This window comes from Cycloclasticus sp. P1, from assembly GCF_000299965.1.
GTDB lineage: Bacteria > Pseudomonadota > Gammaproteobacteria > Methylococcales > Cycloclasticaceae > Cycloclasticus > Cycloclasticus pugetii.
This window is the reverse complement of record NC_018697.1, coordinates 1,229,444-1,243,244: the sequence shown is the minus strand read 5'-3', so window position 1 is coordinate 1,243,244 and position 13,801 is coordinate 1,229,444. Positions and strand designations below refer to the sequence as shown.

Annotated in this window: 13 protein-coding genes; 6 read left to right on the top strand and 7 right to left on the bottom strand. The window is 40.8% G+C overall.

Features of this window, described 5'->3' with window-relative positions; translation table 11 throughout:
• Positions 1–11: 11 nt before the first annotated feature.
• Together Q91_RS05935 and Q91_RS05930 are read right to left on the bottom strand one after the other, a co-directional pair.
• Entirely contained in the window at positions 12–461 is a 450-nt protein-coding gene (locus tag Q91_RS05935; RefSeq protein WP_015005976.1) for an NUDIX hydrolase, read from the bottom strand.
• Positions 462–605: 144 nt separating this feature from the next.
• Positions 606–1,514: a LysR family transcriptional regulator gene (locus Q91_RS05930; protein ID WP_083856989.1), complete on the bottom strand. Its 909-nt coding sequence runs from the start codon at positions 1,512–1,514 to the stop codon at positions 606–608.
• Between the two features lie 124 nt (positions 1,515–1,638).
• Here Q91_RS05930 and aceB point away from each other — a divergent pair, with 124 nt between their 5' ends.
• The 5 genes from aceB to clpA all read left to right on the top strand — a co-directional run bounded on the left by aceB (position 1,639) and on the right by clpA (position 8,597).
• A complete protein-coding gene (gene aceB, locus Q91_RS05925) occupies positions 1,639–3,222 on the top strand; it encodes a malate synthase A (RefSeq protein ID WP_015005974.1) in 1,584 nt (527 codons plus the stop codon).
• 100 nt (positions 3,223–3,322) lie between these two features.
• The gene (locus Q91_RS05920; RefSeq protein WP_015005973.1) at positions 3,323–4,921 is read left to right on the top strand and encodes an isocitrate lyase; all 1,599 of its coding nucleotides are present in this window, start codon (positions 3,323–3,325) and stop codon (positions 4,919–4,921) included.
• Between the two features lie 141 nt (positions 4,922–5,062).
• Positions 5,063–5,626 carry a hypothetical protein gene (locus Q91_RS05915; RefSeq protein WP_015005972.1) on the top strand — a complete coding sequence of 188 codons (564 nt, stop codon included), beginning with the start codon at positions 5,063–5,065 and terminating at the stop codon, positions 5,624–5,626.
• A 373-nt stretch (positions 5,627–5,999) separates the two neighbouring features.
• A complete protein-coding gene (gene clpS / locus Q91_RS05910) occupies positions 6,000–6,329 on the top strand; it encodes an ATP-dependent Clp protease adapter ClpS (RefSeq protein ID WP_015005971.1) in 330 nt (109 codons plus the stop codon).
• Between the two features lie 3 nt (positions 6,330–6,332).
• Entirely contained in the window at positions 6,333–8,597 is a 2,265-nt protein-coding gene (gene clpA / locus Q91_RS05905) for an ATP-dependent Clp protease ATP-binding subunit ClpA (protein ID WP_015005970.1), read from the top strand.
• A gap of 83 nt (positions 8,598–8,680) precedes the next feature.
• On the opposite strand, the gene infA is transcribed toward clpA, so the two are convergent.
• From infA to trxB, 4 genes are all read right to left on the bottom strand, one after another.
• Entirely contained in the window at positions 8,681–8,899 is a 219-nt protein-coding gene (gene infA, locus Q91_RS05900; RefSeq protein ID WP_015005969.1) for a translation initiation factor IF-1, read from the bottom strand.
• A 94-nt stretch (positions 8,900–8,993) separates the two neighbouring features.
• Positions 8,994–9,767, bottom strand: a complete 774-nt coding sequence (locus Q91_RS05895; protein ID WP_015005968.1) for an arginyltransferase — start codon at positions 9,765–9,767, stop codon at positions 8,994–8,996.
• The gene (gene aat, locus Q91_RS05890) at positions 9,764–10,456 is read right to left on the bottom strand and encodes a leucyl/phenylalanyl-tRNA--protein transferase (RefSeq protein ID WP_015005967.1); all 693 of its coding nucleotides are present in this window, start codon (positions 10,454–10,456) and stop codon (positions 9,764–9,766) included. The genes Q91_RS05895 and aat overlap by 4 nt, the downstream gene beginning before the upstream one ends.
• A 16-nt stretch (positions 10,457–10,472) precedes the next feature.
• Positions 10,473–11,432 (bottom strand): thioredoxin-disulfide reductase, encoded by a 960-nt coding sequence (trxB, locus tag Q91_RS05885; protein ID WP_015005966.1) that lies wholly within the window; start codon positions 11,430–11,432, stop codon positions 10,473–10,475.
• Between the two features lie 133 nt (positions 11,433–11,565).
• Between trxB and Q91_RS05880 the strand changes: the two genes are divergently transcribed.
• A complete protein-coding gene (locus Q91_RS05880; protein ID WP_015005965.1) occupies positions 11,566–12,627 on the top strand; it encodes an alanine dehydrogenase in 1,062 nt (353 codons plus the stop codon).
• Between the two features lie 27 nt (positions 12,628–12,654).
• On the opposite strand, the gene Q91_RS05875 is transcribed toward Q91_RS05880, so the two are convergent.
• Complete coding sequence (locus Q91_RS05875) at positions 12,655–13,653, bottom strand: dihydrodipicolinate synthase family protein (RefSeq protein WP_015005964.1); 999 nt, start codon at positions 13,651–13,653, stop codon at positions 12,655–12,657.
• Positions 13,654–13,801 lie beyond the last annotated feature (148 nt).

Below are 13,801 nucleotides of genomic sequence, written 5' to 3'. Positions count from 1 at the left end.
GGTTATAGGTTTTATTTAATGTAAGATTTAATGATTGAAAGCGGGTAACTAACCCCTGACAGGTAGTCATTAAGGCTTTCTAAAATAATAGGGCTACGTAAGCGATCGGTATTTGCTTTGATTTCATCGAGACTCATCCATAACGCACGAATAATGCCTTCATCAAGTTCTGTTGAGACTTCTTTATGACACACGCTGCCAGCATAAGTACTTCGATAATAGGTGGTTTCATTATCAGTGTTATGCCATAAATACGAGCCGATAATTACTTCCGGTGTAAAACGGTAACCCGTTTCTTCTAAAGTTTCCCTAATGACAGCGTTTTCCATACTTTCGTTTGGGTCTAAATGTCCAGCAGGCTGGTTAAGGACAGGGCCGACTGGGGACTCTTCCTCAACCATCAAAAATTTTCCGTCAAGTTCAACAATAGATGCGACGGTGACGTTTGGTTTCCAGATCATCGGGTGTAGTAAAAATTATTTAGAGTACGTATTTTAATTGAATTAATTGAAGAGTGCTTCAATTGAATTAAACTTATGGATTTAACAGTGCTAATGTTTTGAATTTAAAAATATTTATTGTTGAATAAAGCTATGCTGTATTTATCAACCTTGAAAAAAGCTGGGGTCTATTAACTCAAGAAAGTTTTTGGCTGGTAATGATAATGACCCTTGTCTTTTCATGGTGACACCGTAGTAATAATCAGGAAAGTATTTTGACAATGGTTTTGCGATGAGCTGTTCGTTGCCCGTTAATGACACGCTGGTAACGATTGATAAGCCTAAACCTAATTCGACGTATTTTTTGATGATTTCCCAACTCCAAGCTTCTAATGAAACCCGATAGCGTAATTTGTGTTTTTGTAATACGTCATCAACAATACGCCATGTATTTAAGTGTTTAGGTGGCAAAATAAGGTCATATTGAACAATCTCATGCAGGCTAACCTCGTCGACCGAGGCTAGCGGATGACCAAATGGCATAATCAGCACAGGGACAAAGCGATAAACTTGCTTGTATAGAATATCGGCGGGGACTTCTAACATCGGGCCAACAGCAAAGTCTACTTCATCATTTCTAATGGCCTCTATGCTGGTGTTTCCTGATACCTGATGCAACTTAATATGTACATGAGGGTATCGTTGTTTAAAGCGTTCTACGATATTCGGTAATAAATAAAGGATACTCGCCTCACCAGCAGCGATGTTAATTTCAGTTGTTTCTTCTGGGTTGTTGGCGGCAGTGAACCGTGTTGGCAGAGTATCCATTTGCTCAACAAGTGGTTTTGCCAGTTCCAGTAATTTTTTCCCCGCATCCGTTAAGGTTATTTTCGGACCATTTCGAGTAAATAACTTAGCGTTTAATTCTTTTTCTAAGCTTTGAATTTGCAGTGATACGGACGGTTGACTTAATTGTAATAAATCAGCGGCCTTTGAAAAGCCACCAACTTTGGCGGCCATACAAAATGACCTTAATTGCTTATGACGGTTAGACTTTATCGTATGTTCTTCCATTGGATTGCATTCTATCATTAATTTAATTAATGATAGAAATAGCTTTATTGGGATTGTACGGTGGTATAAAGTTAATATAATGCACTGCACAAACATTATTTTATAACCGACTTAGGAGGTTTAAATGAATGCATTAACGTTTAAAGGTGAACTGTTACCAAGTTATGCCAGTATTTATAACGATGAAGCAAATGCTTTTGTGTCAACATTAGCGGAAGAGTTTTCCCCTCGTGTTGCAGCGTTACTCGAGGCACGTAAAGTAAGGCAGGCCGAAATTGATGCGGGTCAATTGCCTGACTTTTTAGCGGAAACAAAACATATACGTGAGGGTGATTGGCGTATCTTAGGTATTCCAGATGACCTACAAGACAGACGAGTAGAGATTACCGGTCCTGTTGATCGTAAAATGATCATTAATGCTTTAAACGCCAATGTAAAAGTGTTTATGGCCGATTTTGAGGATTCATTGTCGCCGACGTGGGATAAAGTCGCTCAGGGCCAAGTTAATATGCGTGATGCAGTTAATGGGACTATCTCATTAGATGACCCTAAATCAGGCAAACACTATGAACTAAATGATGACCCTGCGGTACTTGTTTGCCGCGCACGAGGTTTGCATCTTCCTGAAAAGCACATTCATTTAAACGGACAGGAAATTCCTGGTGGTTTAATTGATTTTGCATACTATTTTTTCCATAACTATAAAACCTTATTAGCAAAAGGTTCAGGGCCATACTTTTATATTCCTAAATTGCAATCGCATAAAGAAGCTCGCTGGTGGGCTGACTTAATGGATAAAGCTGAAGATTTGGTAGGGTTAGAGCGGGGTACTATCAAAGCAACTGTTTTGATTGAAACACTACCAGCTGTCTTCGAAATGGATGAGATTCTCTACGAATTTCGTGATCATATTGTGGCACTTAACTGTGGTCGTTGGGATTATATATTTAGCTACATCAAAACGCTTAAAAATTACCCAGATCGTGTGCTTCCAGACCGCCAAGTTGTGACCATGGATAAACCCTTTTTGAGTGCATATTCGAGGCTATTAATTAAAACTTGTCATAAACGCGGTGCTTTAGCAATGGGCGGAATGGCAGCGTTTATACCCGCAAAAGATGCCGAGGCTAATGCCACTGTCTTAAAAAAAGTCGTTGGCGATAAAACGCTAGAAGCAAAAAATGGCCATGATGGAACATGGGTCGCGCACCCAGGTCTGGCAGATACAGCAATGGCGGTCTTTAATGAATATATTGGTGAAGGCAAAGCAAACCAAATGGACGTATTGCGTACTGAAGATGCCGACGTGACAGCAGAGGATTTATTAGAGCCTTGTGAAGGCGATCGAACAGAAGAGGGGATGCGGGCTAATTTGCGAATAGCTGTTCAATATATTGAAGCATGGATCCAAGGTAATGGTTGTGTGCCGATCTATGGTTTGATGGAAGATGCGGCAACTGCTGAGATTTCACGCTCATCAATCTGGCAATGGATACATCACGGCAAAAACTTAAGCAACGGCAAAAAAGTAACCGTTGAATTGTTCCGCGAATTAATGCTTGAAGAAATGGAAACTATTAAGAGTGAGATTGGTGAAAAGCGCTTTAAAGAGGGCCGTTTCAGCGAGGCGGCAAAAATAATGGACCGCTTTACCACATCTGAAAAACTAGTGGATTTCTTAACGGTACCAGCTTACGAGTATTTGTAGTTGCTAGGAATCAGTCACGTTAGGTTGGGCAATACAATGTCCATATATTTTAACGCTATACATGTTTACTTTTTACGTCATTAATTGAAAGGAGATCTAAATGTCATCTTATACAAATGATATAAATGCTGTTTCAGAGTTAGTCCAAGCTAAGGGAGATTCTTGGGCTGCCATTAACCCAGAATCTGTTGCACGTATGCGTGCACAGAACAAATTTAAAACGGGCCTTGATATCGCGCAATATACCGCTGATATTATGAATGCAGACATGGCGGCCTTCGATGCAGACAACACGCTATACACACAATCATTAGGTTGCTGGCACGGTTTTATTGGTCAACAAAAAATGATTTCTATTAAGAAGCACTTTGGTGGCAAGACGGATCGCCGTTACCTTTACCTTTCTGGTTGGATGGTGGCGGCCTTACGCTCTGAGTTTGGTCCTTTACCCGATCAATCAATGCATGAAAAAACCGCGGTTGCTTCATTAGTCGAAGAGCTTTATACATTTCTTCGGCAGGCTGACGCGCGTGAATTAGGAGGCCTGTTTCGTCAATTAGATACGGCTCGCGAAGCAGGTGATGAGGCTACAGTCGAACAAATCCAAGAAGAAATTGATAATCATGTGACCCACGTTGTGCCGATTGTTGCTGATATTGATGCGGGCTTTGGTAATGCGGAAGCGACTTATTTAATGGCCAAACAAATGATTGAAGCGGGGGCCTGTTGTTTACAAATTGAAAACCAGGTGGCGGATGAAAAACAATGTGGTCACCAAGATGGCAAAGTCACGGTTCCTCATGCTGATTTTCATGCCAAAATTCGTGCATTACGTCACGCATTTCTAGAATTGGGTATCGACAATGGGCTAATTGTTGCTCGTACAGATTCTGAAGGTGCTGGCCTAACCAAAGAAATCGCGGTGGTTAAAGAGCCTGGTGACCAAGGCGATCAATACAATTCTTTCTTAGATGTTGAAGAAATTGACGTAGCTGATATGGCTGAAGGTGACGTATGTTTTAATCGTGACGGTAAACTTGTTCGCCCTAAGCGCTTACCTTCTGGTCTATACCAATTTCGTCAAGGTACTGGTCCTGAACGTTGCGTATTTGACTCAATCGAAGCCATTAAAGCGGGTGCCGATCTTCTTTGGATTGAAACGGCAACACCAAGCGTTAAAGACATTGCAGACATGATGAACGAAGTACGTAAAGAGATTCCTAATGCGAAGTTAGTGTACAACAATAGCCCATCATTCAACTGGACGCTTAATTTCCGTCAACAGGCTTACGATCGATGGGTCGAAGAGGGTAAGGATGTATCGGCTTACGACCGAGAAGATCTGATGAATGCTAAATATGATGCAACGGAATTGGCTGCCGATGCAGACGATAAAATTCGCACGTTCCAAGCTGACTCGTCTCGAGAAGCAAATATCTTTCATCACTTGATTACATTGCCGACGTACCACACAGCCGCATTGTCTACAGATAACTTGGCTAAAGAGTATTTCGGTGAGGCTGGAATGCTAGGCTATGTAAGGGACGTACAGCGAAAAGAAATTCGTCAGGGTATTGCCTGTGTTAAACATCAAAATATGTCGGGATCAGACATGGGCGATGACCACAAAGAATATTTTGCAGGTGAAAATGCACTGAAAGCGGGTGGCGCGAAAAACACCTCCAATCAGTTTTCTTAAATACCTAGAGAGATGCGTTAGCTAAGCGTATTTGTTGAAACTTATGTACTTTAAAGGCGGCTTTTTCTACTGAAGTCGCCTTTTTATTTGGCTGAGTTTAAAATTCGACGTAAGGTTAGTATAGATAGAAAGGACCATTAAATGCGTGAGATACCCCATTATTTAAAAGATGCCAACATGCTTCTAAGCAGAAACGGTTTTATTACTAGTCATGTTTGGTATCACGGTACCTCCTCATCTTTAGTTGACTCTATTTTGTCTGCTGGCTTAAAACGTTCAGGTGATCACCTTATGAACGAAGCAGCAAAGAGCACCATGGCGACTATTGGAAATACTTATCGTGAAACGACTGAGCCAGTTTTTTTAACACCCAGTAAAGAACTGGCCTATTACTGGGCTCAGCAAACTGTACGCCGTAGACGTTTACGGGTTGACGTTGAAGAATCGCCGGTTGTTTTTGCTATTGCATTAACGCAAGAACAACATCAAGCTGTTCGCCCTGATGTTGGCGCAGCCAGTTTGTTAATGATTAAGGACGGGCAGGACTACCTTGAGTATGTTGCCGCGCTTTATCAACACTGTCAGGCCGGAGAACTGCGTATAGAGTTGAAGAACGCACCTCGTTTAGACTATTTAAATAAGCTCGGAATGGCCTATATTAATGAAGATATTAAGGCAGACTTTATTTCATTGGTGTCTGAGTGAAAAAAAGGGTTGAAGCGATTAATAGGCCTAAATAGTGTGCTGTAGGAGTTATCAGTACATGTGTTTATAAAATTAAGTTGAGCTGTTTTTTCTAAAGCATAAGGTGTTATAAACACAAGCAGTGCACTTATGTGAACGTGCGGATGATTTAAGTTAACTTGAAAAATCATTCCACAGGCACCATTTAGTAAGTTAACTGGAGTTTGTAGCAATAAAATATAGTGGTGTTAAAAGGCTGTTCAGATTTGAAGCAGATGGTATACCATTGCTCAACGGCCTGATGAAAAAGTCTATCTATTTAGTTCGACTATATAGAACAAGATGATGTTTTTTCTGTCAAAATGACATAACTTAATTTTAATTATTGAAACGTATGCCTGATTTACCTTTTGAAGATGACCAAGACGACGGCAATTTAGCTGTTCAAGAATCAAAACCGAAGTTGCAAAAGCCGCCGATGTATAAGGTGTTGTTGTTAAATGATGATTTCACGCCAATGGATTTTGTGGTGTCTATTTTGCAAACAATTTTTTATAAAGATAAAGAAGAGGCCGTTAGAATCACCATGAATGTGCATACTAGTGGTATTGGTGTATGTGGTATTTATACTAAAGATATAGCGGAAACAAAAGTGCAACAGGTCATAGCGCATTCTCAAGAGAACCAGCATCCTTTGCAGTGCACATTAGAAGAAGTGGAGTGAACAATGCTTAACAAAGAGTTAGAACAGTCATTAAACGATGCGTTTAAACAAGCGCATGAGAAACGTCACGAATTTATAACAGTAGAACACTTGCTGTTAGCGATGATGAGTAATAAGTCTGCGTGTGAAGTGTTTGAAGCATCTGGTGGCAATGTAGAGGCAATGACCAGTGATCTTGAGGCATATTTAGAAGAGTCTACACCGATCATTCCAAGTGATGTCGAACGTGAAACTCAACCGACACTAGGTTTTCAGCGGGTTCTTCAGCGAGCGGTATTTCATGTTCAGTCGTCCGGTAAAAAAGAAGTGACTGGTGCGAATGTACTGGTGGCTATATTTAGCGAACAAGATTCACAAGCGGTATATTTAATGAGCCGCCAAAATGTGACTCGGCTTGATGTGGTTAATTTTATATCTCATGGTATTGCAAGAATTGAAGAGGACGACATGTCTGACTTTGAGGAAGTTCCTGCATCAGAGGGAGAAGAGGCTTCAAATGATCCACTAACAAAGTATGCAGTTAATTTGAATGAACAAGCGAAACTTGGAAAAATTGATCCCTTAATTGGCCGTGAAAAAGAGTTAGAACGTACGATTCAAACCCTATGTCGCCGCCGTAAAAATAATCCTTTATTGGTTGGTGAGGCAGGCGTTGGTAAAACAGCAATTGCGGAAGGCCTAGCGTTAAAGATTGTTGAGGGTAATGTTCCTGAAGTACTTGAAGAAACCACTATTTATTCATTAGATATGGGCACATTAGTTGCCGGAACAAAATACCGAGGCGATTTTGAGAAACGACTAAAAGGTTTGGTCAATCAACTTAAAAAACAAGAAAAAAGCATACTATTTATTGACGAAATACATACTATCATTGGAGCAGGTTCAGCCTCAGGTAGTGTGATGGACGCTTCAAACATGATCAAACCAGCTTTGGCATCGGGTGAGTTGCGCTGTATTGGTTCTACTACCTATAAAGAATTCCGCGGTATTTTTGAAAAAGATCATGCCTTAGCAAGACGTTTTCAGAAAATTGATGTCAATGAGCCATCAGTTGACGATACTATTCGTATCTTAAAAGGCTTAAAACCACGTTATGAGGAACATCATAATATTGAATACAGTGCTGAAAGTATCGAAACGGCAGCTAAATTAGCAGACCGTTATCTCAATGATAGGTTTTTACCGGATAAAGCAATTGATGTTATTGATGAAGCTGGCGCAAAACAGCGTTTGTTGCCTGAAGCGGATCGGCCACCGGTGATCTTAACTAGTGATATCGAAAAAATCATTGCTCAAATTGCGAGAATTCCTGAGAAAAGCATTTCATCTCAAGATAAAGACAAGCTGAAGGACTTGGCGCGCCATCTTAAAATGGTTGTTTTCGGCCAAGATGAAGCGATTGAGAAACTGTCTGATGCTGTTATTTTAAGTCGAGCTGGGCTTGGCCAAGAAGAAAGAACCATAGGGTCATTTTTATTCGCTGGTCCTACGGGTGTAGGTAAAACAGAAGTGACCAATCAACTAGCCAAAATAATGGGTGTCGATTTAATTCGCTTTGATATGTCAGAGTACATGGAGCGTCATACGGTCTCTCGTTTGATCGGTTCACCCCCAGGTTATGTTGGCTATGACCAAGGTGGCTTACTAACAGAGGAAGTGAACAAGCACCCGTATGCAATTTTGTTGCTTGATGAAATTGAAAAAGCCCATCCTGATATCTTTAATTTATTACTGCAAATTATGGATCACGGCACGTTAACAGATAATAACGGCAGAAAAGCAGACTTTAGAAACATCATGTTAGTGATGACGACGAATGCTGGCGCGCAAGAAGCGAGTCGTGCCTCAATTGGTTTTACTGAACAAGAGCACTCATCAGATAGTATGCAAGTGATTGAAAAGTCATTTTCACCAGAATTTAGAAATAGACTCGATGCGGTTGTTCAATTTAAATCACTAGACGAAGACACCATTATTCATGTGGTAGACAAGTTTATATTTGAACTAGAGTCTCAATTACATGATAAGAATGTATCGTTAACATTGGAGCCGGAAGCACGTAGTTGGTTAGCGAAAAAAGGCTACGATCCTAAAATGGGCGCAAGACCGATGGAACGTACTGTGCAAGAACATATCAAAAAACCATTGGCTAACGAACTGTTATTTGGTCGATTAACCAACGGCGGAACAGTGAAGGTTTACGTAAAGGATAATAAGATTGATTTTATTATCACAGAAGCAACGAAAGACTTAATTGAGCAGCGTTAATAACGCTTACCAAATGATAAGGTTCTGATCGGGTATGAGTTAACGGGGTGTGTCCCCGTTAAGTAATACGTATAGAGTGATGCTTATTTAACTCGGTAGGTGATTCGGCCTTTTGTTAAATCGTATGGTGTCATTTCTACTTTAACGCGGTCACCCGTTAAAATACGAATATAGTGCTTACGCATTTTTCCTGAGATATGCGCTGTGATAATGTGACCATTTTCCAACTCAACACGAAACATTGTATTTGGTAGCGTATCTTTTACTACGCCTTCCATTTCAATTTGATCTTCTTTTGCCATGATTTCCTTTAAAAAATAATAAACTAAACACTTGATTAACAAGCTAATGCGGCGCGATTTTACACTATTTGAGCGGTGTTAAGTACGAATTGGTTTAAAAAGTTATTGGGGAGTCCAAAGATGCGCTTTGATCGGGTAGCTCATCATCTTTAGTGTAACGACGCCATTTTCCTTCAATTAACATCTCAAGGGGCATGAAATTAGTTTTATAAGCCATTTTTACTGAATTTTTTATGTAATACCCAAGGTATAAATGCCTTTTCCCGCGGTTTTGAGTGGCCTTGATCTGCTGCAAAATTGAAAAGGTCCCCAGACTTCTAGCTGAGTATTCTGGGTCGAAGAAAGTATAAACTGCAGAGAGGGCATCACCAAAAATATCTGTTACTGAAACAGCTAATAGTTTTTCACCCAAACGGGTTTCAAACATCAAACTGTTACCAAATGATTGACATAAAAACTCTTCGTATTCATTTTCACCGAAACTTTCCATAGAGCCACCAGGGTGTTTAAAAGCTTGGTATCGGCAGTATAGCTCGTAGTGTTCTGTTGAGAAAATAGATTGCACAGAGCTAACGCTTAGGTCTTTATTTTTTGTTAACACTCTTCGTTGGCTTTTTGATGCGTTAAATGTTTGTACATCCACTCTCGAAGAAATGCAGGCACGACAACTAGGGCAGTGTGGGCGATATGTATGTTGTCCGCTTCGCCTAAAACCGATGCTAATAAGGTATTCGTAAATGCTAGGTGTTACTGTGACATCAGGCGAAATAAAAATATTTTGTGATTGTCGATCCGTTAAGTAATCACACGCTTGTGGTGTTGATATATAGAGTTGTAACTGTCTGCCAGCTGGGGAGGGTGAGCTCATGAAAGTAACCACGCGTTTGTCGACGGTTTTTTTAGACAATAAACTGCAAGTTGTTCAGCAAATTCTTTTCTCGGTATGGTTGATGCGCCCAATCGCTCTAGATGGTCAGAGTGGACTTGGCAATCTATCAGCTGAAACTCCCATTGACTTAACTGTTTGCATAAAAAAGCAAACCCCACTTTGGATGCGTTATCTAACCGGCTGAACATTGATTCGCCAAAAAAAACCTGCCCAATGCTGACACCATAAAGACCACCAACTAGTTTTTCGTCCGCCCAAACTTCAACTGAATGAGCGTGACCTAAAGTAAACAGAGTTTGATAAGCATCAATCATTGAATCGGTAATCCAAGTGCCTTGTTGATCCTTTCGACTCGTAGAGCAGGCCACGATGACCTCATTAAATGCCTTGTCAACGGTGCAGCTATATAAATTTTTATTGATACATTTTTTCAGGCTGCGAGAAATATGTAGATCATCCGGTTTTAAAACTAACCGAGGGTCAGGTGACCACCAAAGAATAGGCTGATCTTCATCAAACCAAGGAAAGATACCGCAACGGTAGGCATTTAGTAAGCGCTGGGGGTTTAAAGTTCCCCCAGCTGCTAGTAAGCCATTTGGCTCCTCTAATGCGTAATCTAGAGAAGGAAATGGTTCAGCATCATTTTCTATATCTAACCAGTGGAGCATGATAGATTACAGATCTTTATGCATCCTCTAAAGCATCAAGAAAACGCTCGGCGTCAAGCGCAGCCATACAACCAGAGCCTGCCGATGTAATGGCTTGCCTGTATATAGAGTCAGCGACATCCCCAGCGGCAAAAATACCTGGAATACTGGTTTGTGTTGCATTGCCTGAGCTGCCACGTTCAGTATGTAAGTACCCATGAGACATATCTAATTGGCCGTCAAAAATTTGAGTGTTAGGTGAATGACCGATGGCAATAAAAACACCTTCAAGGTCAATCTCTTTCGTACTATTATCTTGAGTGTTTTTAATGCGAATACCCGTGACACCCATATCGTCGCCGAGTACTTCATCTAATTGGTTAAACCATTCGACTGAAATATTACCATCGGCCACTTTTTTCATTAATTTATCGGATAAGATTTTTTCCGAACGAAATGAGTCACGTCGATGAATAACTGTAACGTGTTCTGCAATGTTAGATAAGTAAAGTGCCTCTTCAACGGCAGTATTGCCGCCGCCGATAACAGCAACACGTTGGTTCTTATAGAAAAAACCATCACAGGTGGCACATGCTGAAACACCTTTTCCTTTAAATGCTTCTTCAGACGGTAAGCCTAAATATTTTGCAGAAGCTCCGGTGGCGATTATTAAGGCATCGCAAGTGTATGTGCCTGCATCGCCCTTTAAAGTGAATGGGCGTTGTTGTAATTCGGTAGTATGGATATGGTCAAACTGAATTTTTGTATCGAAGCGTTCAGCGTGTTGCTTCATTCTTTCCATCAAAGCTGGGCCTTGCAAGCCTTCTACATCACCAGGCCAATTATCAACTTCAGTAGTTGTCATCAGTTGGCCGCCTTGTTCAATACCGGTGATTAATAAGGGGTTTAGGTTGGCTCTAGCAGCATATACAGCAGCTGTGTAACCTGCAGGGCCGGACCCTAAAATAATTAATCGATGATGTGAGTTGTCGCTCATAAGTGGCTCCTAAATAACTGTGTTTAAACTATGCTTATACCCAAGGGGGTATGTTTGAAAATGAGCGCTGGCTCATTTAATTTAATTTTAAAGCGCTGTAGTATGGCGATAAGATCTAACTAGGTAAAGTATTATGCTGATGAATATTGGTATTCCAAAAGAGATTAAAACAGCTGAAGGGCGTGTTGCATTAACGCCAATGGCTTGTCAGGAACTCATTGCGAAGGGGCACCGCCTTTATATTGAACATCAGGCTGGTGTTTTAAGCGGCTTTGATGATGACCAATATAGGCAAGTTGGTGTGATTGTTTGCCCTACAGCGCAAGCACTTTATAAGGCAGGCGATTTAATTGTAAAGGTAAAAGAGCCGCAAGAGGGGGACCTTCAATATTTAACACCTAATCACCTTCTTTTTTGTTTTCTTCACCTTGCTGCGAACGAAGAACTAGCGAGTAAATTATCAAAAATAGGCCTGACGGCTGTTGGTTTTGAATCGGTGCGTGATAATAAACAGCTGCCAATCCTTAAACCCATGAGTGAAATAGCCGGAAAACTATCTGTTCAGATAGGTGCTACTTTATTACATCAATACCGCGGTGGTTCTGGTTTATTGTTAGGCGGTTTGCAAGACGATGGTGTCGAAAAAGGGCAAGTATTGGTACTTGGGGCTGGTTCTGCTGGAAGGCAAGCAGCCTTATTAGCAAGAAATATAGGCGCGAAAGTGTCTGTTTATGATAAGTCACTTGAGGCACTTGCATCAGTCACTCAACTGGATCCTTTAATTAACCCTATAAATAATCAAGAGGAATGTTTGTCGTTAATGGCTACCACAAACTTGTTAGTGGCTGCTTTGCATGTTCCCGGGAAGAAAGCGCCGCATTTTATTAACCGTTCCCATTTAAAATTAATGATGGAAGGTTCTGTCATTGTGGATATTTCAGTGGATCAAGGGGGATGTGTTGAAACAACTCGTCCGACAACGTATAACGAACCGACTTTTGTAGAGGAGGGAGTTACTCACTTTTGTGTGGCTAATATGCCAGGAGCTGTACCTAGAACGGCTACGCAAGCTCTTTCAGAAGTGTTACCCGCATATATTCATCGATTTGCACAAGAAGAGTGGTCTGAACGAGATGCGGTTATGAAATCGGCCATTAATGTCAAAGCAGGAAAAGTACTTATTGACCTGCTTTAGACATTAATGACGAGATCAATATTTTACTTAAAGCGTGCCTTCAAGTAATTTTTTATTTAACTCAGCCCAACCTGTACCAGATTTAGCAGCGCCTTCTAAATAGTGCTCTGGTGCTGTCATGTAAGGAGGGCGGCATGGACCTGCTTTCATCCAACCAGCTGCATTAATACGCGCTTTTTCTAACTGAATGTTATATTTAGAAAATTCAGCAAAGCCTCCAGGAGGGAATAAGCTAGACAGTGCTAATGCCATTTGTGGGTAAAGCTCGTCTGGTCTACTCCAGTCACCTGTTTTAGCCGCTTCTCTAACACTGTCACGCCAATGAATGGTTAGCTCAGGGCCTGTACAAGCAAGTGGTGACCAAAAAGCAGTGTTGAATTCTGGATCCATTTTAGCAGCATCTGCGTGATCGATTTCTAGTGGCAAAAATCTAATTTGCTTTTTTGAAACCATCGTGTGCAAGTGTAGTTGACCAATATTTATGTACTTGCAAGTGATGACTTGTGGAATGTTAGCAACTTGAGCCCAAAATGGAGCTGGGAAATCAAATTTAAATGCTTCTGGGTTAGCGTAAATAGCGATTGCCATTTCAGGCACAGCTTCAGCAACATCTTGATAGAAACGAACAGCTGCAGGTACATCAATTTGCTGCCACATTGGTAAGCCTAACATTGTTCCGTCAGCACCAATATCTCGTGCATGACGTAATTGACGAATAGTCTCGCGAGTATTCATTGTTGTAACACCAACAAAGATAGGTACTCGTCCGGCTGAAGTTTCAACCATGACTTCCATCATTTTTTTCTTTTCTTCCCAAGTAAGGGTAGCGCCTTCTCCAAAAGTTCCTTGACTCATGATGGCGTCAACACCAGATTCAATAAGGCCGTCAACAGCTCTAGCGATTTCGTCATAATCAACGCTGTCTTCTGTTTGCCATTGATCACCAGTTTCTATCGCTGGTGTAGGAATGATTGCCCAAGCACCATTCACATCTTCTACTGTTAACCTGTCTTGTCTTCTAGCCATAATTATGTCCACCTATTTGTTATTTTTAAAATAAATATGAGAGCGAGAATTGTATATTGATAACATTTTATATACCAAGGACTTTTATCAGTTTTTTCTTATATACAACTTGAACCTGACAGTCGAGGTATTTAATACGCATTTTAAT